This window comes from Citrobacter sp. Cu096 (genome assembly GCF_030332285.1).
Lineage (GTDB): Bacteria > Pseudomonadota > Gammaproteobacteria > Enterobacterales > Enterobacteriaceae > Citrobacter > Citrobacter meridianamericanus.
Genome location: NZ_JAOWID010000030.1, coordinates 64,031 through 85,332 on the forward strand (window position 1 = coordinate 64,031; position 21,302 = coordinate 85,332).

The 21,302-nt window shown below is 54.3% G+C and carries 18 protein-coding genes; 15 read left to right on the plus strand and 3 right to left on the minus strand.

What is annotated here, in order from left to right:
• Positions 1-100: 100 nt before the first annotated feature.
• Positions 101-1,084, minus strand: a complete 984-nt coding sequence (locus OGX99_RS14650) for an autoinducer 2 ABC transporter substrate-binding protein (protein ID WP_003037665.1) — start codon at positions 1,082-1,084, stop codon at positions 101-103.
• Positions 1,085-1,504: 420 nt separating this feature from the next.
• On the opposite strand from OGX99_RS14650, the gene OGX99_RS14655 reads away from it, so the two are divergent.
• Entirely contained in the window at positions 1,505-2,143 is a 639-nt protein-coding gene (locus tag OGX99_RS14655; protein WP_137375884.1) for a DUF1007 family protein, read from the plus strand.
• On the plus strand, positions 2,134-3,114 hold the full coding sequence (locus OGX99_RS14660) for a nickel/cobalt transporter (RefSeq protein ID WP_210904476.1): 981 nt from the start codon (positions 2,134-2,136) through the stop codon (positions 3,112-3,114). Before OGX99_RS14655 ends, OGX99_RS14660 begins: the two co-directional genes overlap by 10 nt.
• Positions 3,115-3,186: 72 nt before the next feature.
• Here OGX99_RS14660 and suhB read toward each other — a convergent pair whose 3' ends face one another.
• A complete protein-coding gene (gene suhB, locus OGX99_RS14665) occupies positions 3,187-3,990 on the minus strand; it encodes an inositol-1-monophosphatase (RefSeq protein WP_003037670.1) in 804 nt (267 codons plus the stop codon).
• Positions 3,991-4,108: 118 nt separating this feature from the next.
• Between suhB and trmJ the strand changes: the two genes are divergently transcribed.
• The 11 genes from trmJ (at position 4,109) to sseB (ending at position 12,917) form a co-directional block, all read left to right on the plus strand.
• On the plus strand, positions 4,109-4,840 hold the full coding sequence (gene trmJ / locus OGX99_RS14670) for a tRNA (cytosine(32)/uridine(32)-2'-O)-methyltransferase TrmJ (protein ID WP_151217661.1): 732 nt from the start codon (positions 4,109-4,111) through the stop codon (positions 4,838-4,840).
• 173 nt (positions 4,841-5,013) lie between these two features.
• Positions 5,014-5,505, plus strand: coding sequence for a Fe-S cluster assembly transcriptional regulator IscR (iscR, locus tag OGX99_RS14675; RefSeq protein WP_003037674.1), 492 nt, complete (start codon positions 5,014-5,016; stop codon positions 5,503-5,505).
• A 242-nt stretch (positions 5,506-5,747) separates the two neighbouring features.
• The gene (gene iscS / locus OGX99_RS14680; protein ID WP_151217660.1) at positions 5,748-6,962 is read left to right on the plus strand and encodes a cysteine desulfurase; all 1,215 of its coding nucleotides are present in this window, start codon (positions 5,748-5,750) and stop codon (positions 6,960-6,962) included.
• A gap of 26 nt (positions 6,963-6,988) precedes the next feature.
• Entirely contained in the window at positions 6,989-7,375 is a 387-nt protein-coding gene (gene iscU, locus OGX99_RS14685) for a Fe-S cluster assembly scaffold IscU (RefSeq protein WP_002913991.1), read from the plus strand.
• Positions 7,376-7,395: 20 nt separating this feature from the next.
• On the plus strand, positions 7,396-7,719 hold the full coding sequence (gene iscA / locus OGX99_RS14690) for an iron-sulfur cluster assembly protein IscA (protein ID WP_003037681.1): 324 nt from the start codon (positions 7,396-7,398) through the stop codon (positions 7,717-7,719).
• A gap of 75 nt (positions 7,720-7,794) precedes the next feature.
• Positions 7,795-8,310: a co-chaperone HscB gene (hscB, locus tag OGX99_RS14695; RefSeq protein ID WP_005120410.1), complete on the plus strand. Its 516-nt coding sequence runs from the start codon at positions 7,795-7,797 to the stop codon at positions 8,308-8,310.
• Positions 8,311-8,325: 15 nt separating this feature from the next.
• Positions 8,326-10,176, plus strand: a complete 1,851-nt coding sequence (hscA, locus tag OGX99_RS14700) for a Fe-S protein assembly chaperone HscA (RefSeq protein ID WP_151217659.1) — start codon at positions 8,326-8,328, stop codon at positions 10,174-10,176.
• A 1-nt stretch (position 10,177) separates the two neighbouring features.
• Positions 10,178-10,513, plus strand: a complete 336-nt coding sequence (gene fdx / locus OGX99_RS14705; protein WP_003037690.1) for an ISC system 2Fe-2S type ferredoxin — start codon at positions 10,178-10,180, stop codon at positions 10,511-10,513.
• Between the two features lie 11 nt (positions 10,514-10,524).
• Complete coding sequence (iscX, locus tag OGX99_RS14710) at positions 10,525-10,725, plus strand: Fe-S cluster assembly protein IscX (RefSeq protein WP_003037694.1); 201 nt, start codon at positions 10,525-10,527, stop codon at positions 10,723-10,725.
• A gap of 61 nt (positions 10,726-10,786) precedes the next feature.
• A complete protein-coding gene (gene pepB, locus OGX99_RS14715; RefSeq protein WP_187253557.1) occupies positions 10,787-12,070 on the plus strand; it encodes an aminopeptidase PepB in 1,284 nt (427 codons plus the stop codon).
• A gap of 70 nt (positions 12,071-12,140) precedes the next feature.
• Entirely contained in the window at positions 12,141-12,917 is a 777-nt protein-coding gene (sseB, locus tag OGX99_RS14720) for an enhanced serine sensitivity protein SseB (protein WP_286544039.1), read from the plus strand.
• Positions 12,918-12,960: 43 nt separating this feature from the next.
• Here sseB and sseA read toward each other — a convergent pair whose 3' ends face one another.
• Positions 12,961-13,806, minus strand: coding sequence for a 3-mercaptopyruvate sulfurtransferase (gene sseA, locus OGX99_RS14725; protein WP_187258602.1), 846 nt, complete (start codon positions 13,804-13,806; stop codon positions 12,961-12,963).
• Between the two features lie 206 nt (positions 13,807-14,012).
• Between sseA and OGX99_RS14730 the strand changes: the two genes are divergently transcribed.
• Together OGX99_RS14730 and pbpC are read left to right on the plus strand one after the other, a co-directional pair.
• Positions 14,013-18,944, plus strand: coding sequence for an alpha-2-macroglobulin family protein (locus OGX99_RS14730; RefSeq protein ID WP_286544041.1), 4,932 nt, complete (start codon positions 14,013-14,015; stop codon positions 18,942-18,944).
• Positions 18,945-21,257: a peptidoglycan glycosyltransferase PbpC gene (pbpC, locus tag OGX99_RS14735; RefSeq protein ID WP_286544043.1), complete on the plus strand. Its 2,313-nt coding sequence runs from the start codon at positions 18,945-18,947 to the stop codon at positions 21,255-21,257.
• Positions 21,258-21,302 lie beyond the last annotated feature (45 nt).

Sequence of the window (21,302 nt, forward strand, 5' to 3'; positions counted from 1 at the left end):
CAATACCCCTGCGAGCGCCCTGACGGACGCTGAGTGTTAGTTTGGTTGATAGCGCCGACCAGACGGTCGGCGTTAAGGTTCCCTGGTGTTGGCTAAAGCCTTAGAAACCAAGTGATTGTGCGTTGTCTTTGGTGACTTCGAGGATCTTATTAAAGCGGATCACTTTCTTCTCCGTGTCGATATCGGCTTTCCCTAAACCGTCGATACTCAGATCGGCATTGACTTCTTTGCCCTGCAACAGCTGATCGGCGACCGTTACCAGCGCATAGCCCGCATCTTTTGGATCCCACAGCAGCGCTTTTTTGATATCACCGCGCATCAGGTAAGGCGCAGCTTGTGCTGGCATGGCGATCCCGACGACGGCAATTTTATCTTTGGCGCGTTTTTTCTGTACAGCCTGACCCGCACCGATTGGACCCAGCGAGCCGAAACCAATAATCCCCTTCATCTGCGGATAGGTTTTCATCAGATCCAGCGTTGTGGCGTAGGATTTATCGATGCTTTCCGCAACCGGCAGACGTGAAGTGACTTCGAACATTTCCGGATATTTTTCTTTCTGGTACTTGATTGCATAATCCGCCCACGCGTTATGCAGCGGGACCGTCAGCGAACCAACATAGATGGCATAACCCCCTTTGCCGCCCATGTTTTTTGCTAGCTCATCGACGTTGGCTTGTGCGTATTTTTCACTATCGATGGTTTCGATATCCCACTGACCGATTTGCTCGTCCGGGGATTCGTGCGTCAGGACCACAATGCCTTTATCGCGCGCTTTTTTCAGTACTGGCTCAAGAACTTTGGCATCGTTCGGTACCACGATGATCGCGTTGACGTTTTTGGCGATCAGATCCTCAATCACTTTGACCTGCTGTGCCGGATCCGGCGTAGACGGACCGGTCTGGTAAGCGTTCACATCCAGTTTTTTTGCTGCTTCGTTAACACCGGTTTCCATGCGGTTAAACCAGGGAATACCGGTGACTTTGGCAACCACAGCAATTTCATATTTTTCCGCCGCAAAGGACGTGCCGGACAACATGCATGCAGAAACCAGGGTTGCACTGAGTAATGCGAGTTTGAATTTCATAGTTGTACCTTTTGTAGGGGGCAGGACATGTCACGGCGTGAAGTTAACAACGAATGGAAGAGGGAATGAACCACAAGTTTGATGAATGTGATCTATATCCGTTATTGTTAATTTGTGGAAAATAAACAGTTATATTTTGGTTAAAATTGAGCGGATTTTTATTGATGAGAATGAATTTAAAGTTAAAAAAACATTAAAATTAAACCATTAATTAACATTTTATTTTCATTTAACTTAAGTTGTGGCGTAAAAAAGGGATTTAGGCTGACATTGATGAAGAATAAATTATCGAAATTGAGAACTGAATCGATACCGGAAAAGGGTGCTCAACTTTTTTTCGTTCGATGGTATCCTCGGCACACTTGCGCCAAATACGGCATCATTATTTGTGGCGGTGTTGATTTTTAACGTGGAGAACTCATGCAAGGCGTTAAACGTATCATTATGACGTTGTTTCTCGCTGTCCTGTCCTTTGGCGCAGGTGCGCATCCCCACAGCTTTATTCATCTGAAAACCGAAGTCGTGAGCGAGAATGATCGGTTCGTCGCGCTGAAAATGCGCTGGACGATGGATGAAATCACGTCGGCGGATCTGCTTTACGACGCGGGGAATGCTAAACCTGGCGATGAAATTTGGAAGAAACTGGCGGCGGAAGTGATGGCCAACGTTCTCGGGCAGCACTATTTCACCGAAGTGTGGCACGATGGGAAAAAGGTAAAGTTTAAAAACAGACCGACGGAATATGGCATGGAGCGTGAAGAACACCAGGCGGTGCTGACGTTCGTTCTGCCGCTGGCCGAAGCTCAACCACTGAGCGGTCAAAAATATACTATTTCAACCTTCGATCCGACCTACTACGTCGATATGAGCTATGACAAAGACAGCGACGCCCGGCTTTCGCAGACTATAAGCCAGCAATGCCATATTTCAATGCATACGCCGACGCCGAATGAACACATGCTGAGCTTTGCGCAGTCGCTGGATAAAGAAGACGCTCCGCCGGAGGATATGGAATTGGGTAAACAGTTTGCACAGACGGTGACGCTGCAATGTCAGTAGTTTATCAACAACGCGCAGCCAGACGCCGTTGGCTCACGCTATGGCCGCTGGCGGTCTTTTTGTTGCTGGCGACAGGCGGGGGGCTGTGGCTATGGCAAGCCTGGCCTCAGGTAATGATGCAAAGTGTCGTCTGGCAGCGCGACGTTAACCAGCAGATGAGCGGGTTGTTGAAAGCGGTTGCCGCGAATCCCACTCGTGCGGGCGGATCTCTGCTGCTGTTTAGCTTTCTTTATGGGGTATTGCACGCATTGGGGCCGGGGCACGGCAAAATTGTCATCACGACCTGGCTTGCGACGCATCCGTCGAAGCTCAAGTCGAGCATTGGGCTGACGCTGGCGTCTTCACTATTGCAGGGGCTGGTGGCAATAGGACTGGTGGTTGTAGTCCTCACGGTGCTTCAACTGCCTGCCCGGCAGCTGCATATGAGCAGTTTCTGGCTGGAGAAGGGAAGTTATGCGCTGGTTGGCATGTTGGGCGTTTTATTGTGCGTCCGTGCGCTGAAGAAATTGCGCCAGCTGCTGCGTCGCCCGAAATTCACCGCCTTTACGCCGTACCATGTGCATCACGAGGGCTGCGGTTGTGGGCATCAGCATTTGCCCAAGCCGGAACAACTGCAAAGCGGAGATGACTGGCGCGCGCGGCTGATGATTATTCTCTCCATGGGCATGCGTCCCTGCTCTGGTGCAATTATGGTGCTGCTGTTCAGTAAAGTGGTTGGCGTCTTTAGCTGGGGCATGGCGTCGGCGTTGGCGATGGCGGCAGGAACCTCTTTGACGATTACGTCACTGGCTCTGCTGGTACACAGTTTTCGCTCACTGGCGGTGAGACTTAGCGGACATAAAGCGCCGGTGCTGTGGCGACAGATTGGCTGGACAACGCTGGCATTAGCCGGTGGTGCAGTGCTTATTGTTGCTGCGGTAGTGATGTGGATGAGCGCGGTGCCGGTAGGGCGAGGGATAAGACCGTTTTAGGTTAGTGAGCGGAATGGTATGACTTGTAGGCCGGATAAGACGCGAAAGCGTCGCATCCGGCACCACAGCAGATTAACGCTTCAGCGCATCGCTCAGTTCGTCACGCATGTTAGCCAGCATGGCTTTAACAACGCGCGGGTTACCTGCAACGATGTTGCCGGTCGCCAGGTAGTTATGACCACCGGTGAAGTCGCAAACCAGTGCGCCGGCTTCACGCGCAATCAGCTCGCCTGCGGCGAAATCCCAGGGTTTCAAACCAATTTCGAAGTAACCGTCAACGCGCGCAGCGGCCACATAAGCCAGATCCAGCGCAGCAGAACCCGTGCGGCGGAAGTCAGCGCACTCGGTAAACATTTTGCCAAGAATTTTCATATAAGAAGCAGCGTGCTGCTTCGCTTTGAACGGGAAACCGGTGGCGATGATGGTGCCGTCCAGATCGCGGGCGGTGCTGCCACGCAGACGATAGCCGTTCAGCTGTGCGCCCTGGCCGCGAGTTGCGGTGAACAGTTCGTTACGCATTGGATCGTAAACAACGGCGACTTCAGTACGGCCTTTAATGCGTACTGCGATGGATACCGCGAAGTGCGGCAGACGTTTTACGAAGTTAGTAGTGCCATCCAGTGGATCGATAACCCATTGAACATCCTGATCTTCACCAGCGTGCTCACCGCTTTCTTCGGTGATGATGGTGTGCTGTGGGTAAGATTTGCGAATAGTTTCGATAATAATCGCTTCGGCGGCTTTATCGACGTTAGTCACGAAATCATTGCTGCCTTTCTGGCTGGTTTCTACAGAGTCGGGGGTTTCGTAGTGTTTGGCAATTACATTACCCGCCTTGCGCGCTGCGCGCACGGCGATGGTCAGCATCGGATGCATCGGTCTCTCTCACTGGATGTTAAAGAACGGGAAAACGGCGCAGAGTATAGCAGCGAGTTCGGAATATGTCTTCGTTTTATGATAATATGGTCGAATAATCTTTAGCCGAAGAAATACAATGCTGCAAAATATTCGAATTGTGCTGGTGGAAACCTCTCACACTGGCAACATGGGCTCTGTAGCCCGCGCAATGAAAACCATGGGTTTAACCAATCTGTGGTTGGTAAATCCACTGGTTAAACCGGATTCCCAGGCCATCGCTCTGGCGGCAGGTGCCAGCGATGTGATCGGCAGCGCGCAGATCGTCGATACTCTCGATGAAGCGCTGGCAGGTTGCAGCCTGGTGGTAGGCACCAGCGCCCGCTCCCGTACGCTGCCGTGGCCGATGCTGGATCCGCGCGAATGCGGCTTAAAAAGCGTCTCTGAAGCGACGAATTCGCCCGTGGCGCTGGTGTTTGGTCGTGAACGCGTTGGCCTGACGAATGAAGAACTGCAGAAGTGCCATTACCACGTCGCTATTGCCGCGAACCCGGAATACAGTTCGCTGAATCTGGCGATGGCGGTACAGGTCATTTCTTATGAAGTGCGCATGGCCTGGCTGGCGACGCAGGAAAGCGAGAAGACCGCAGAATACGAAGACGCTGAGTACCCGCTGGTCGATGATTTAGAGCGTTTTTACGGTCATCTGGAACAAACGCTGCTGTCGACCGGGTTTATCCGCGAAGGGCATCCGGGACAGGTGATGAACAAGCTGCGCCGTCTGTTTACGCGCGCACGTCCTGAGAGCCAGGAGCTGAACATTTTGCGCGGAATTTTAGCTTCAATTGAGCAACAGAATAAAGGCAAGTAAACGTAACGCCTCCGGCAAGTAAAAATGGCACTGAAGGTTAAATACCTGACTAAATTAGTCAAGTAAATAGTTGACTGATTTAGTCGGGAATGTCAGACTTGCCCCTGCTATGCAATACCCCCATTTTACAATAAAAAACCCCGGGCAGGGGCGAGTTTGAGGCTAAGTAAGACATGAGACTGACATCAAAAGGGCGTTATGCCGTGACCGCAATGTTGGACGTTGCGCTCAACTCCGAAACGGGCCCGGTACCGTTGGCTGATATTTCTGAACGTCAGGGAATTTCCCTGTCATATCTGGAGCAGCTGTTTTCCCGTTTGCGTAAAAACGGTCTGGTTTCCAGCGTACGTGGGCCAGGCGGCGGGTATCTGCTGGGTAAAGATGCCGGCAGCATCGCAGTAGGTGAAGTAATCAGCGCTGTGGACGAGTCAGTAGATGCGACTCGTTGCCAGGGCAAAGGCGGTTGTCAGGGCGGCGATAAATGCCTGACCCACGCGCTGTGGCGCGATCTCAGCGATCGTCTGACCGGCTTCCTCAACAACATTACGTTGGGCGAACTGGTGAATAATCAGGAAGTCCTGGATGTGTCTGGTCGCCAGCACACACATGACGCTCCACGCACTAATCGTGCACAAGACGCGATCGACGTTAAGTTACGCGCATAATTTGCCCGTTATATTTCGTGCCGCAACTGCGTTAGCCGCACTTGCTCGCCCCAGTCACTTACATGATGTAAGCTCCTGGGCACTCTCAAGTTTGCCGCCTTGCTGCAACACGAACTATTTAGGGTAAAGATAATAAGATATTAGAATCAGGCCGGGGTGCCAGACGCCCCGTTAACTCGGTCGTACATCCAGCCGGTTGCCTGATTCCTTGCATTGAAGCGATGTACGGAGTTTATAGAGCAATGAAATTACCGATTTATCTCGATTACTCCGCAACCACGCCGGTGGACCCGCGTGTTGCCGAGAAAATGATGCAGTGTCTGACCCTGGACGGAAACTTTGGTAACCCAGCTTCCCGTTCACACCGTTTTGGCTGGCATGCTGAAGAGGCGGTTGATATCGCCCGTAATCAGATTGCTGACCTGGTGGGTGCCGACCCGCGTGAGATTGTTTTCACCTCCGGTGCGACCGAATCCGACAACCTGGCGATCAAAGGTGCAGCCAACTTTTATCAGAAAAAAGGCAAGCACATCATCACCAGCAAAACCGAACACAAAGCCGTGCTGGACACCTGTCGCCAGCTGGAGCGCGAAGGGTTTGAAGTCACCTACCTCGCCCCGCAGCGTAACGGCATTATCGACCTGAAAGAACTTGAAGCGGCAATGCGTGACGACACCATTCTCGTCTCCATCATGCACGTGAATAACGAAATCGGCGTGGTGCAGGATATCGCGACTATCGGCGAAATGTGCCGTGCGCGCGGCATCATCTATCACGTCGATGCAACCCAGAGCGTGGGCAAACTGCCTATCGATCTGAGCCAGCTGAAAGTCGACCTGATGTCCTTCTCCGGTCACAAAATCTATGGCCCGAAAGGTATCGGTGCGCTGTACGTGCGTCGTAAACCGCGTATTCGTATTGAAGCCCAGATGCACGGCGGCGGTCACGAGCGTGGCATGCGTTCCGGTACACTGCCTGTGCACCAGATCGTTGGTATGGGTGAAGCATATCGTATCGCCAAAGAAGAGATGGAAACAGAGATGGCGCGCCTGCGCAGCCTGCGTAACCGTCTGTGGGACGGCGTGAAAGATATGGAAGAAGTGTATCTTAACGGCGATCTCGAGCAGGGCGCACCGAACATTCTCAACGTCAGCTTCAACTATGTTGAAGGCGAATCGCTGATTATGGCACTGAAAGATTTGGCAGTATCCTCCGGTTCTGCATGTACTTCTGCAAGCCTGGAGCCATCCTACGTGCTGCGTGCGCTGGGGATGACCGACGAGCTGGCACACAGCTCAATTCGTTTCTCTTTAGGTCGTTTCACTACCGAAGAAGAGATTGACTACACCATCAATCTGGTTCGCAACTCCATCGGCCGTCTGCGTGACCTTTCCCCACTGTGGGAAATGTTCAAACAGGGCGTGGATTTGAACAGTATTGAATGGTCACATCACTAATTCGGCACCAATAAGGAGAATTCATCATGGCTTACAGCGAAAAAGTAATCGATCATTACGAGAATCCACGCAACGTGGGCTCTTTTGACAACAGCGACGAGAACGTGGGCAGCGGCATGGTGGGTGCACCGGCCTGTGGCGACGTGATGAAGTTGCAGATTAAAGTCAACAATGAAGGTATCATTGAAGACGCGCGTTTCAAGACTTACGGCTGCGGTTCCGCTATTGCCTCCAGCTCTCTGGTTACCGAATGGGTGAAAGGGAAATCTCTGGACGAAGCACAGGCGATTAAAAACACCGATATCGCCGACGAGCTTGAACTGCCACCGGTGAAAATTCACTGCTCTATTCTGGCTGAAGACGCAATTAAAGCCGCGATTGCGGATTACAAAAGCAAACGTGAAGCAAAATAATTAAGAGTTGAGGTTTTATTATGTCGATTACCTTAAGCGACAGTGCAGCAGCGCGTGTAAATACCTTCCTGGCAAACCGCGGTAAAGGGTTTGGTCTGCGTCTGGGCGTGAGAACCTCCGGCTGCTCAGGTATGGCCTATGTACTGGAATTTGTTGACGAGCCGGCGGCTGAAGATACCGTGTTTGAAGACAAAGGCGTTAAAGTTGTGGTCGACGGTAAGAGCCTGCAATTCCTCGACGGTACGCAGTTAGACTTCGTCAAAGAAGGTCTTAACGAAGGGTTTAAGTTTACTAACCCGAATGTGAAAGACGAATGTGGATGTGGCGAAAGCTTCCACGTATAACGTGCGTCACCCGAAAACCCCACCGTGGCTTTGCTACGTGTGGGGTTTGTTCTAACAGGCTACCCTGAGAATGTTATGGACTACTTCACCCTCTTTGGCTTACCGGCCCGTTATCAGCTCGATACTCAGGCGCTGAGCCTACGTTTTCAGGATCTACAACGTCAGTATCATCCTGATAAATTCGCCAGCGGTTCCCAGGCGGAACAACTTGCTGCGGTTTCGCAGTCCGCCACGATCAACCAGGCCTGGCAAACGCTGCGTCATCCTTTGATGCGCGCGGAATACTTACTGTCTTTACACGGCTTTGATATCCGTAGCGAGCAACACACGGTGCGCGACACCGCGTTCCTGATGGAACAGCTGGAGCTGCGCGAAGAGCTGGACGAAATTGAACAGGCAAAAGACAGTCAACGTCTGGATACGTTTATGCAACGCGTTAGCGAAATGTATAACGTACGCCATCAATTGATGGTGGAACAACTGGATAGCGAGACGTGGGACGCGGCGGCAGATACCGTGCGTAAACTGCGTTTTCTCGATAAACTGCGAAGCAGTGCAGAACAACTCGAAGAAAAACTGCTCGATTTTTAATTTCCGGAAGCGAAAATGGCCTTATTACAAATTAGTGAGCCTGGTCTGAGCGCCGCACCGCACCAGCGTCGTCTGGCGGTAGGTATCGATTTAGGCACCACCAACTCCCTGGTTGCGACCGTACGCAGCGGCCAGGCCGAAACGCTGGCAGACCATGAAGGTCGCCACCTGTTGCCGTCAGTGGTTCACTATCAGCAACAGGGCTACTCTGTCGGTTACGATGCCCGCGCCAATGCCGCGCTGGATACGGCAAACACCGTCAGTTCGGTAAAACGCATGATGGGCCGCTCTCTGACGGATATCCAGGCGCGTTACCCGCATTTACCTTATACCTTCCAGGCAAGCGAAAATGGCTTGCCGATGATTGAAACCGCTGCCGGTTTGCTTAATCCGGTGCGCGTCTCCGCTGACATTCTGAAAGCGCTGGCCGCGCGGGCAACCGAATCGCTGTCCGGAGAACTGGACGGCGTGGTGATCACCGTTCCGGCTTACTTTGACGATGCACAGCGTCAGGGGACCAAAGACGCCGCGCGTCTGGCGGGTCTGCACGTATTGCGTTTGCTGAACGAACCGACAGCTGCGGCGATCGCCTATGGCCTGGACTCAGGTCAGGAAGGCGTGATCGCCGTCTATGACCTTGGCGGCGGCACGTTTGATATTTCTATTCTGCGCCTGAGTCGCGGCGTGTTCGAAGTGCTGGCGACCGGCGGTGATTCCGCGCTCGGCGGCGACGACTTTGACCATCTGCTGGCAGATTACATTCGCGAGCAGGCGGGTGTTGCCGATCGCAGTGATAACCGCGTACAGCGCGAGCTGCTGGATGCCGCGATTGCTGCGAAAATCGCGCTTAGCGACGCCGATTCTGTGACGGTTAACGTGGCGGGATGGCAGGGTGAAATCACCCGTGAAACCTTTAATGAACTCATTTCCGCACTGGTTAAGCGTACGCTGTTGGCCTGCCGTCGCGCGCTGAAAGATGCGGGCGTTGAGCCGCAGGATGTGCTGGAAGTGGTGATGGTCGGTGGTTCAACACGCGTGCCGCTGGTGCGTGAACGCGTCGGTGAATTTTTTGGCCGTACGCCGCTGACCTCTATCGACCCGGACAAAGTGGTCGCTATTGGTGCGGCAATCCAGGCAGATATTCTGGTCGGAAATAAACCGGACAGCGAAATGCTGCTGCTGGACGTTATCCCGCTGTCGCTTGGTCTTGAAACCATGGGCGGTCTGGTGGAGAAAGTGATCCCACGTAACACCACGATTCCGGTGGCGCGCGCGCAGGATTTTACCACCTTTAAAGATGGCCAAACCGCGATGTCCATTCACGTGATGCAAGGCGAGCGTGAGCTGGTGCAGGACTGCCGTTCCCTGGCGCGTTTTGCGCTGCGCGGTATCCCGGCGTTGCCGGCGGGTGGCGCGCATATCCGCGTGACCTTCCAGGTGGACGCCGACGGCCTGCTCAGCGTCACCGCGATGGAAAAATCTACCGGCGTTGAGTCCTCAATTCAGGTTAAACCGTCCTACGGTCTGACCGACAGTGAAATCGCCTCCATGATTCAGGATTCGATGAGTTTTGCCGAGCAGGACGTTAAAGCGCGTATGCTGGCAGAACAGAAAGTCGAAGCGGCACGCGTGCTGGAGAGTTTATCCGGTGCGCTGAACGCTGATGCCGCGCTGTTAAGCGCCGCAGAACGTCAGGCTATCGACACCGCCGCCGCGCATTTGAGCGAGGTTGCACAGGGTGACGATGTTGACGCGATAGAACAAGCCATTAAAAACGTAGACAAACAAACCCAGGAATTCGCCGCTCGCCGCATGGACAAATCCGTCCGTAGCGCGCTGAAGGGCCATTCCGTGGACGAGGTTTAATATGCCAAAGATTGTTATTTTGCCTCATCAGGATCTCTGTCCCGATGGCGCAGTTCTGGAAGCTGAGACCGGCGAAACCATTCTTGACGTTGCCCTGCGTAACGGTATTGAGATTGAACACGCCTGTGAAAAATCCTGTGCCTGCACAACCTGCCACTGCATCGTACGTGAAGGTTTTGATTCTTTGCCGGAAAGCACAGAAGAAGAAGACGATATGCTGGATAAAGCCTGGGGACTGGAGCCGGAGAGCCGTTTAAGCTGTCAGGCGCGCGTCACCGAGGACGATTTAGTGGTCGAAATCCCACGTTACACAATCAATCATGCACGTGAGCATTAACAGAGGGTAGTATGGGACTGAAGTGGACCGATAGCCGTGAAATTGGCGAGGCGCTGTACGACGCGTTCCCCGATCTCGACCCTAAGACCGTTCGTTTCACCGATCTGCACCAGTGGATCTGTGACCTGGAAGAGTTCGATGATGATCCGCAGGCATCGAACGAAAAAATCCTTGAGGCCATTTTGCTGGTCTGGCTGGACGAAGCCGAATAAGTCAACGGGCTGCCCACGGGTGGCCCGTTTTCCTGTATGCGCGAAAATAAGGATAAATAAAATGACAGAAGCCATGAAAATTACGCTTTCCACGCAACCCGCCGACGCCCGCTGGGGTGAAAAGGCGACATACAGCATTAATAATGACGGCATTACCCTGCACCTGAACGGAAAAGATGACCTCGGCCTTATCCAGCGCGCTGCCCGTAAAATTGACGGCCTGGGTATTAAACATGTCCAACTGGAAGGTGAAGGCTGGGATACCGAACGTAGCTGGGCGTTCTGGCAGGGCTACAAAGGACCAAAAGGCACCCGCAACGTTGAGTGGGCTGCTCTGGACGAGACACAGCGCAAAGAGCTGGATAACCGTCTGAAGATTATTGACTGGGTGCGCGATACCATTAACGCCCCGGCAGAAGAGCTGGGCCCGGAACAGCTGGCGCAACGCGCAGTAGACCTGCTGTGTTCTGTTGCCTGCGATAACATCTCTTATCGGATCACTAAAGGCGAAGATCTGCGCGAGCAGAACTACATGGGATTGCATACCGTAGGTCGTGGCTCCGAACGTCCTCCGGTGCTGCTGGCACTGGATTACAATCCAACTGGCGATAAAGAAGCTCCGGTTTATGCCTGTCTGGTTGGCAAGGGAATTACCTTTGACTCCGGCGGATACAGCATCAAGCAAAGCGCATTTATGGACTCGATGAAGTCTGATATGGGCGGCGCGGCAACGGTGACCGGCGCGCTGGCGTTCGCCATCACCCGTGGTCTGAACAAGCGCGTGAAGCTGTATCTGTGCTGCGCGGATAACCTGATCAGCGGTAACGCCTTTAAGCTCGGCGATATTATTCACTATCGCAACGGTAAAAAAGTTGAAGTGATGAATACTGATGCTGAAGGGCGTCTGGTGCTGGCCGATGGCCTGATCGACGCCAGCGCGCAAAAACCAGAATTGATCATTGATGCTGCCACGCTGACCGGTGCGGCAAAAACGGCACTGGGCAACGATTACCACGCGCTGTTTAGCTTTGATGATCAACTGGCTGCCCGTCTGCTGGCAAGTGCGGCGCAAGAAAACGAGCCGTTCTGGCGTCTGCCGTTGGCAGAGTTCCACCGTAGCCAGTTGCCGTCTAACTTTGCCGAGCTGAATAATACCGGCAGCGCGGCTTATCCGGCGGGTGCAAGCACTGCGGCGGGCTTCCTGTCCCATTTCGTGGAAAACTATCAGCAAGGCTGGCTGCACATCGACTGCTCTGCAACCTATCGCAAAGCGCCGGTTGAGCAGTGGGCTGCGGGCGCAACCGGTTTAGGTGTGCGTACTATCGCGAATCTGTTGACCGCATAATTCATGATTGTATGGCCGGATGGCGCTACGCTTATCCGGCCTACATGTATTTACCCAATTTGTGATCCTTATGTCCGAAACGAAAAACGAATTAGAAATCCTGCTGGAGCAAGCGGCGACAGAGCCTGCGCATCGTCCGGCATTTTTCCGTACTTTACTGGAGTCTACCGTCTGGGTGCCAGGTACTGCCGCAGAAGGTGAGACGGTGGTTGAAGATAGTGCGCTCGACCTTCAGCACTGGGAAAAAGAAGATGGCACGACCGTGATCCCGTTCTTCACCTCTCTGGAAGCCTTGCAGCAGGCGGTTGAAGAGGAGCAGGCATTTGTTGTCATGCCTGTGCGCACGTTGTTTGAAATGACGCTTGGCGAAACGCTGTTTCTCAACGCGAAACTGCCGACCGGCAAAGAATTTATGCCGCGTGAAATAAGCCTGCTGATGGGAGATGAAGGGAATCCGCTCAGTACCCAGGAAGTACTGGAAGGCGGTGAATCGCTGATCCTCTCTGAAGTCGCTGAACCTCCGGCGCAGATGATTGACTCGCTGACCACGCTGTTTAAAACCATTAAACCGGTAAAACGGGCATTTCTTTGCTCAATCAAAGAAAGTCCGGATGCCCAACCCAACCTGTTGATTGGCATTGAAGCCGACGGTGATATTGAAGAGATCATTCATGTCGCGGGCAGCGTGGCGACTGATACGTTGCCAGGTGATGAACCGATTGATATCTGCCTGGTGGTCAAAGGTGAGAAGGGCGTGAGCCACTTTATCACTGAGCACATCGCACCGTTCTACGAACGCCGCTGGGGCGGTTTCCTGCGCGACTTTAAACAGAATCGGATTATCTAAATTGTAAGCCGGATAAGCGAAGCGCTATCCGGCATTTCCAGCTTTATAATACCGGTTCTACCGGTAAATCGTTGCGAGCACCCCACTCGCTCCATGCGCCGTCATACAACGCGACGTTGGACACACCCAGCGTGGCAAGTGCCAGCACCACCACGGCAGCCGTTACGCCTGAGCCACAGCTGGCGATAATTGGGCGGTCAAAGCTCACGCCGTGGCTGAAGAAGATAGCATCCAGCTCTTCGGTGGTTTTCAGTTCGCCGTCACGAACCAGTTCGGTCCACGGCACGTTAAGCGCACCGGGCACATGACCACGCTTGAGGCCTGGTCGCGGCTCATCAACTTCGGCGTTAAAACGCGCTGCCGGGCGAGCATCGACAATCTGTGCGGTTTTTTCATGGCTGGCCAGCAGGACATCGGTCACCCGCACTACGGCCTCTGGCGTAAACGCAGCGTCAAACTCGCCTTCGGGCAAATCAACGTTCCCTTTCTGCAACGGTAACGCATCACGCTGCCAGCTCGCAAAACCGCCTGCCAAAATGGAGACATTTTCGACGCCAAACGTGCGCAGCATCCACCAGGCTCGCGGGGCAGAAAACAGATTGCCATCATCGTAGATGACCAGGTGTTTATCCTGATGTACACCCAGCTCGCGCATGGCTACGGCGAAAGCCTCCGGACGTGGCAGCATATGCGGCAACGCAGAAGTATGGTCGGAGAGCGCTTCGATATCAAAAAAGACCGCGCCAGGGATATGGCCGGCGCGATACTCCTCGCCAACATCGCGTTCTTCCTGTCCTGGAGGAGCCATCCGGGCATCAATAATTTGTATTTCCGGATCGTCAATGTGTTCGACAAGCCAGTCGGCAGCGACAAAGAAGGCGGTGGTCATAGGCATCTCCATTTTTACCAGGTTTCGGCAAATTGTCGGCTGTTTACCGTAAAGCGACAAGTAAAAGAGGCTGATTTGTCAGGTGGACCCACATTAATCACGAAAATTCAGACAACAACATCTCATTACTGACTTCCACCGCCTGAAATCTGACGCATAATAGTTGTTCTACGTAGCTAACGGGCCACTCAGGCCAGGGATGAAAAATGAAACGATTACACGTAGTGGCCTGTCTGCTGATATTGGCGTTGGCGGGGTGCGATAATAACGATAAGCCGTCGATGGCGGCAAAAAATGATACGCCCGCCCCACAGACCACGTTGGCAAAAGATCCGGCGCAATTACATAAGCTGATGCAGCAAAGCCAGGGCAAGCCGCTGACGCTGCTGGATGCCTCAGAAGTCCAGTTGGATGGTGCGGCGACGCTGGTGCTGACTTTTTCTATTCCTCTCGATCCTGAACAAGATTTTTCTCGCGTACTACACGTGGTTGATAAAAAAAGCGGCAAAGTGGATGGAGCCTGGGAACTGGCGCCAAATTTGAAAGAGCTACGCTTACGCCATCTCGAACCTAATCGCGAACTGGTGGTGAGCATCGAGCGTGAGTTGCTGGCGCTGAATAAAGCAACGTTCGCTATCGACTATGAAAAAAACATTACCACCCGCGATGTCCAGCCAAGCGTAGGCTTCGCCAGTCGTGGCTCGCTGCTGCCAAGCAAAGTGATTGAAGGGCTGCCGGTGATGGCCCTTAACGTTAATAGCGTGGATGTGAACTTCTTTCGCGTTAAGCCTGAATCGCTCGGTGCGTTTGTCAGCCAGTGGGAATACCGCAACTCGCTGTCTAACTGGGAGTCTGACAATCTGCTGAAGATGGCTGAACTGGTTTATACCGGGCGCTTTGACCTTAATCCTGTGCGTAACACCCGCGAGAAACTGCTGCTACCGCTTAGCGATATCAAACCGCTGCAGCAGGCGGGAGTTTACATTGCGGTTATGAATCAGGCTGGAAAATACAACTACAGCAATGCCGCTACGCTGTTTACGCTCAGTGATATTGGCGTGTCTGTGCACCGTTACCACACTCAACTGGATGTCTTTACGCAGAGTCTGGAAAATGGCGCTGCGCAGCAGGGTATTGAGGTCACGTTACTCAACGAAAAAGGGCAGACGCTGGCGCAGGCGACCAGCGATGCGCAAGGACATGTAAAGCTGGAGAATGATAAAGACGCTGCCTTATTGCTGGCTCGCAAAGACGGACAAACCACGCTGCTGGACCTGAAGCTCCCGGCGTTAGATCTGGCTGAGTTTGATATCGCTGGCGCGCCGGGATACAGCAAACAGTTCTTTATGTTTGGTCCTCGTGACCTCTATCGCCCCGGCGAAACGGTGATCCTCAACGGATTACTGCGTGACAGCGACGGCAAAACGTTACCCGACCAGCCGGTGAAGCTGGAAGTCGTGAAACCCGACGGACAGGTTTTACGCTCGGTAGTTAGCCAACCGGAAAACGGCTTGTACCGCTTTAGCTGGCCGCTGGACAGCAGCGCACCAACCGGCATGTGGCATATTCGTGCCAATACTGGTGACAACCAGTCACGGATGTGGGATTTCCATGTCGAAGATTTTATGCCGGAGCGGATGGCGCTTAACCTCACCGCCAGTAAGATGCCGGTGGCGCCAACTGATGAAGTGAAGTTCTCTGCGGTGGGCTATTACCTGTATGGCGCGCCCGCCAACGGCAATGCTCTGCAAGGACAGCTTTATCTGCGACCATTGCGGGATGCGGTGCAGGCATTGCCGGGGTTCCAGTTTGGGAATATCGCTGAAGAAAACCTTTCCCGTAGCCTCGATGAAGTTCAGCTCACGCTGGATGACCACGGACGCGGCGAAGTAATCACTAACAGCCAGTGGCAGGAGACGCATTCCCCGTTACAGGTCATTCTGCAAGCCAGCCTGCTGGAATCAGGTGGTCGCCCGGTGACGCGTCGGGTTGAACAGGCCATCTGGCCTGCGGATACGCTGCCGGGTATTCGTCCGCAGTTTGCAGCGAAAGCCGTTTATGACTACCGCACCGATACCACCGTGAATCAGCCCATCGTTGATGAGGGCAGCAATGCCGCGTTTGATATTGTGTATGCCAACGCACAAGGCGAGAAAAAAGCGGTATCCGGTTTGCAGGTGCGCTTGATCCGTGAACGTCGTGATTATTACTGGAACTGGTCTGAAGGCGAGGGGTGGCAATCACAGTTCGATCAAAAAGATCTGATTGAGGGGGAGCAGACCCTGGATCTTAAGGCCGATGAAACCGGTAAAGTCAGCTTCCCGGTTGAGTGGGGTGCTTACCGTCTGGAAGTGAAAGCTCCGAATGATGCGGTGAGCAGCGTGCGCTTCTGGGCCGGTTATAGCTGGCAGGATAACAGCGACGGCAGCGGGTCAGTGCGTCCTGATCGTGTGACCCTGAAACTGGATAAACCCAGTTATCGTCCCGGTGATACCATGAAGCTGCACATTGCCGCACCCGCCGCCGGCAAAGGTTATGCGATGGTGGAGTCCAGCGAAGGCCCGCTATGGTGGCAAGAGATAAACGTGCCGGCAGAGGGGCTTGATATCTCCATTCCGGTCGATAAAACCTGGAACCGCCACGATTTGTATCTCAGCGCACTGGTGGTTCGTCCGGGCGATAAGTCTCGCTCGGCAACGCCCAAAAGGGCTGTCGGCCTTCTGCATTTACCGTTAGGTGATGAAAACCGTCGTTTGGGGCTGGCGCTGGAAAGCCCGGCGAAAATACGGCCAAATCAGCCGTTGACCGTCAAGATTAAAGCCAGCGTTAAAAATGGCGACGTGCCTAAACAGGTTAACGTACTGGTCTCTGCCGTTGACAGCGGGGTATTGAACATTACCGATTACGCCACGCCGGATCCGTGGCAGGCGTTTTTCGGGCAAAAACGCTATGGCGCGGATATTTATGATATTTACGGCCAGGTGATAGAAGGGCAAGGACGTTTGGCGGCGCTGCGCTTTGGTGGTGATGGCGATGAGTTAAAACGCGGCGGCAAACCTCCAGTCAATCACGTTAATATTGTGGCGCAACAGGCATTGCCAGTCATGCTTAACGACCAGGGCGAAGGTACGGTGACATTACCGATTGGTGATTTCAACGGCGAGTTGCGGGTTATGGCGCAAGGCTGGACGGCGGATGATTTTGGCAGCAGTGAAAGCAAAGTGATTGTCGCCGCACCGGTGATTGCTGAACTGAACATGCCGCGCTTTCTGGCTGGGGGGGATACGTCGCGCCTGACGATGGACGTGACCAACCTGACTGACAAACCACAAACGCTGGACATTAAGCTCGTGGCCAGCGGTTTACTGGAGCTGATGGGGCAAGATCCCGCGCCGGTAAATCTGGCACCGGGCGTACGGACAACATTGTTTGTTCCGGTACGTGCACGAGAGGGTTTTGGCGATGGCGAAATTCAGGCGCAGATTAGCGGTCTGACGTTACCGGGCGAAACGCTGCCGGTTCAGCATAAGCAGTGGAAGATTGGCGTGCGTCCGGCGTTCCCGGCGCAAACCATCAACAACGGTGTCGCACTTCAGCCGGGTGCAACCTGGCAGCTTCCGGGCGAAGAACTGATGAGCTTCTCTCCAGCGACGATGCAGGGACAACTGCTGTTCAGCGGTAAACCGCCGTTGAATCTGGCGCGCTACATCCGTGAACTGAAAGCTTATCCTTACGGTTGCCTCGAGCAAACGGCGAGCGGGTTATTCCCGTCATTATACACCAACGCCGCGCAGATGAAGGCATTAGGTATCGCGGGCGACAGCGATGAAAAACGCCGCGCGGCAATAGAGATTGGTATCTCTCGTTTACTGCAAATGCAACGTGATAACGGCGGTTTCGCACTGTGGGATAAGAACGGGTCGGAAGAGTACTGGTTGACCGCGTATGTGATGGATTTCCTCGTTCGGGCGAATGAACAAGGCTATAGCGTTCCGACAGAGGTCATTAACCGGGGCAATGAGCGATTGCTGCGCTACTTGCAGGATCCGGGCATGATGTCGATTCGTTATACCGACGACGCTTCAGCGAGCCGGTTTGCCGTCCAGGCCTACTCCGCGCTGGTACTGGCTCGTCAGCAGAAAGCCCCGCTAGGTGCGCTGCGTGAAATCTGGGAGCGTCGTACGCAGGCGGCTTCGGGTTTACCGTTGTTACAATTGGGGATTGCGCTGAAAAACATGGGCGATGCTAACCGCAGTGAACAGGCGCTGACGCTGGCGTTGAATACACCACGCCGCGATGCGCATCAGTGGATGGCGGATTACGGCAGTCAACTTCGCGACAACGCGCTGATGCTGGCATTGCTGGAAGAAAACAAACTTAAACCTGAGGTGCAAAATACGTTGCTGAACACCTTGTCAGAACAGGCCTTTGGGCAGCGTTGGCTCTCTACTCAGGAAAATAATGCGCTGTTCCTTGCCGCACATACGTTGCAGGACTTGCCTGGCTCATGGCAGGCGCAAACGTCATTCTCTGAACAACCGTTAGCCGCAGAGAAATCACAGACGCGTAATCTGGATGCCGACGCGCTGTCTACGCTGAGCGTGACCAATACAGGTAGCCTGCCGCTGTGGCTGCGTTTGGATGTGAGTGGTTACCCGCAAACCTCGCCGACGCCTGCCAGTAATGTGCTGCACATTGAGCGTCAGATCCTGGGACTCGACGGGAACAGCAAATCGTTGGATTCTCTGCGCAGCGGCGAGCTGGTGCTGGTCTGGCTGGAGGTGAAAGCCAGTCAGAACGTACCGGATGCGCTGGTGGTCGACTTACTGCCTGCGGGCCTGGAACTTGAAAACCAGAATCTGGCCAACGGCAGCGCCAGCCTGCAGGATAGCGGCAGCGAAGTGGCGAATCTGCTCAATCAGATGCAGCAGGCGGATATCCAGCATGTTGAGTTCCGTGATGATCGCTTTGTCGCCGCGGTGGCGGTTAACGAAGGACAACCGGTTACGCTGGTGTATCTGGCGAGGGCGGTAACGCCGGGGACCTACCAGGTTCCTGTCCCGCAGGTGGAATCAATGTATGTTCCGCAGTGGCGCGCGACCGGTGCGACAGAGGGACTTTTGATTGTCAGACCGTAAATGATGCGCGTGTTGGGTAAGCGCGGCTGCTGGCACTGGCTGGTAGCCGCTACGCTATTGTTTGTGGTGGCGGTTTGGGCAGCAGATAAAATCTGGCCGCTGCCGCTTCACGAAGTCGATCCGGCGCGTGTCGTGGTGGCCTATGATGGTACGCCGCTCTGGCGCTTCGCCGATGCAGACGGCATCTGGCGTTATCCGGTGACAATTGATGAAGTGTCACCCCGGTATCTCGAGGCGTTAATCAACTACGAAGACCGCTGGTTCTGGAAACATCCTGGCGTTAATCCTTTTTCAGTGCTGCGCGCGGCATGGCAGGACCTCTCCTCTGGGCGTGTGGTTTCTGGCGGCAGCACGCTCACCATGCAGGTCGCACGATTGCTCGATCCCCATCCCCGCACCTTCGGCGGCAAGTTCCGCCAACTCTGGCGCGCATTGCAACTGGAATGGCATCTCTCCAAGCGCGACATCCTGACGCTGTATCTCAACCGTGCGCCGTTTGGCGGTACGCTACAGGGCGTGGGGGCGGCAAGCTGGGCCTATCTGGGGAAATCGCCAGCACAATTGAGTTATTCCGATGCCGCGCTGCTGGCCGTCCTGCCGCAGGCACCGAGCCGCCTACGACCGGATCGTTGGCCGGACCGTGCTGAAGTGGCGCGCAATAAAGTGCTGGAACGCATGGCAACGCAGGGCATTTGGTCAGTCAGGCAGGTGCAGGAATCACGCGAAGAACCAGTTTGGCTGGCGCCCAGACAAATGCCGCAGTTAGCGCCGTTATTCTCGCGCATGATGCTGGGAAAAAGCCGGAGCGATAAAATCGTGACTACCCTTGATGCCGGATTACAGCGCCAACTGGAAGAACTGGCGCAAAACTGGAAAGGACGCTTACCTGCGCGCAGTTCGCTGGCGATGATCGTGGTCGATCACACCGATATGAGCGTGCGTGGCTGGGTGGGGTCGGTAGATATGAATGACGACTCCCGTTTTGGTCATGTGGATATGGTGAATGCGATCCGTTCGCCGGGCTCGGTGCTAAAGCCGTTTGTTTATGGTCTGGCGCTGGATGACGGACTCATCCATCCCGCTTCGTTATTGCAGGATGTACCGCGTCGAACCGGGGATTATCGACCAGGAAATTTTGACAGTGGTTTTCATGGCCCGGTGAGTATGAGTGAAGCGTTGGTGCGTTCGCTGAATTTACCCGCTGTGCAGGTACTCGAAGCCTATGGCCCGAAGCGTTTTGCCGCATCCTTACGTAACGTTGGCTTATCGCTGTATCTACCCGCCGGGGCCGCACCGAATCTGTCGCTGATTTTGGGCGGTGCGGGAGCAAAGCTTGAGGATATGGCAGCGGCTTACAGCGCCTTTGCCCGCCAGGGGAAAGCGGGAAAATTGCGCCTACAGCCAGACGATCCGCTGCTGGAGCGTCCGCTGATGTCGGCGGGCGCGGCGTGGATTATTCGCCGCATTATGGCCGATGAAGGGCAGCCGTTGCCGGATAACGCGCTGAGCCGGGTGGTCCCTCTGGCGTGGAAAACGGGCACCAGCTATGGCTATCGCGACGCATGGGCGATTGGCGTTAACGCCCGTTATGTGATTGGAATCTGGACCGGCAGACCCGACGGTACGCCAGTAGTGGGTCAGTTTGGTTTCGCCAGTGCCGTGCCGTTGCTCAATCAGGTCAACAATCTTTTGCTCTCTCGCGGGACAAATCAGCCGGAAGATCCACGCCCTGAATCCGTGAGTCGCGGTGTGGTGTGCTGGCCGGGCGGGCAATCTCTTGCCCCCGGTGACAGCAACTGCCGACGCCGTCTGTCTACCTGGCTACTGGACGATAGCCAGCCGCCAACGTTGTTATTGCCCGAACAGGAAGGAGTGAGTGGCATTCGTTTCCCCGTCTGGCTGGACGATGAAGGTCAACGTGTGGCAGCGGATTGCCCGCAGGCGCACGAGCAAACGTTAATCGTCTGGCCTTTGCCACTGGAGCCGTGGTTACCGGAGTCAGAGCGACGTGGGGCAAGGCTACCGCCGGTCTCAGCCACGTGTCCGCCACTGGGACAGGATGTTTCACTGCCGCTGCAGTTGACAGGCGTTCGCGATGGCGCGATTGTAAGGCGTTTACCCGGTTCTGCGCAGGCCTCATTGCCGGTACAAACCAGCGGCGGGACAGGCGAACGTTGGTGGTTTCTTAACGGTGAACGGCTGGATGAACGAGGACGTCGCCTGACGCTACGGTTGGCGAACAAAGGGGATTATCAATTGCTGGTGATGGATGATGCCGGACAGGTGGCGACGGTGAGATTTTCATTGCAGTAGACCAATTGGTTACTGTTTGTTGCTAAAATTCATCTTATTTTAAAG

Bases quoted from the DNA above. Each gene is read 5' to 3' on its own strand.
- OGX99_RS14650 (WP_003037665.1), bottom strand. From the start codon at position 1,084: ATGAAATTCAAACTCGCATTACTCAGTGCAACCCTGGTTTCTGCATGC.
- OGX99_RS14655 (WP_137375884.1), top strand. From the start codon at position 1,505: ATGCAAGGCGTTAAACGTATCATTATGACGTTGTTTCTCGCTGTCCTG.
- OGX99_RS14660 (WP_210904476.1), top strand. From the start codon at position 2,134: ATGTCAGTAGTTTATCAACAACGCGCAGCCAGACGCCGTTGGCTCACG.
- suhB (WP_003037670.1), bottom strand. From the start codon at position 3,990: ATGCATCCGATGCTGACCATCGCCGTGCGCGCAGCGCGCAAGGCGGGT.
- trmJ (WP_151217661.1), top strand. From the start codon at position 4,109: ATGCTGCAAAATATTCGAATTGTGCTGGTGGAAACCTCTCACACTGGC.
- iscR (WP_003037674.1), top strand. From the start codon at position 5,014: ATGAGACTGACATCAAAAGGGCGTTATGCCGTGACCGCAATGTTGGAC.
- iscS (WP_151217660.1), top strand. From the start codon at position 5,748: ATGAAATTACCGATTTATCTCGATTACTCCGCAACCACGCCGGTGGAC.
- iscU (WP_002913991.1), top strand. From the start codon at position 6,989: ATGGCTTACAGCGAAAAAGTAATCGATCATTACGAGAATCCACGCAAC.
- iscA (WP_003037681.1), top strand. From the start codon at position 7,396: ATGTCGATTACCTTAAGCGACAGTGCAGCAGCGCGTGTAAATACCTTC.
- hscB (WP_005120410.1), top strand. From the start codon at position 7,795: ATGGACTACTTCACCCTCTTTGGCTTACCGGCCCGTTATCAGCTCGAT.
- hscA (WP_151217659.1), top strand. From the start codon at position 8,326: ATGGCCTTATTACAAATTAGTGAGCCTGGTCTGAGCGCCGCACCGCAC.
- fdx (WP_003037690.1), top strand. From the start codon at position 10,178: ATGCCAAAGATTGTTATTTTGCCTCATCAGGATCTCTGTCCCGATGGC.
- iscX (WP_003037694.1), top strand. From the start codon at position 10,525: ATGGGACTGAAGTGGACCGATAGCCGTGAAATTGGCGAGGCGCTGTAC.
- pepB (WP_187253557.1), top strand. From the start codon at position 10,787: ATGACAGAAGCCATGAAAATTACGCTTTCCACGCAACCCGCCGACGCC.
- sseB (WP_286544039.1), top strand. From the start codon at position 12,141: ATGTCCGAAACGAAAAACGAATTAGAAATCCTGCTGGAGCAAGCGGCG.
- sseA (WP_187258602.1), bottom strand. From the start codon at position 13,806: ATGACCACCGCCTTCTTTGTCGCTGCCGACTGGCTTGTCGAACACATT.
- OGX99_RS14730 (WP_286544041.1), top strand. From the start codon at position 14,013: ATGAAACGATTACACGTAGTGGCCTGTCTGCTGATATTGGCGTTGGCG.
- pbpC (WP_286544043.1), top strand. From the start codon at position 18,945: ATGATGCGCGTGTTGGGTAAGCGCGGCTGCTGGCACTGGCTGGTAGCC.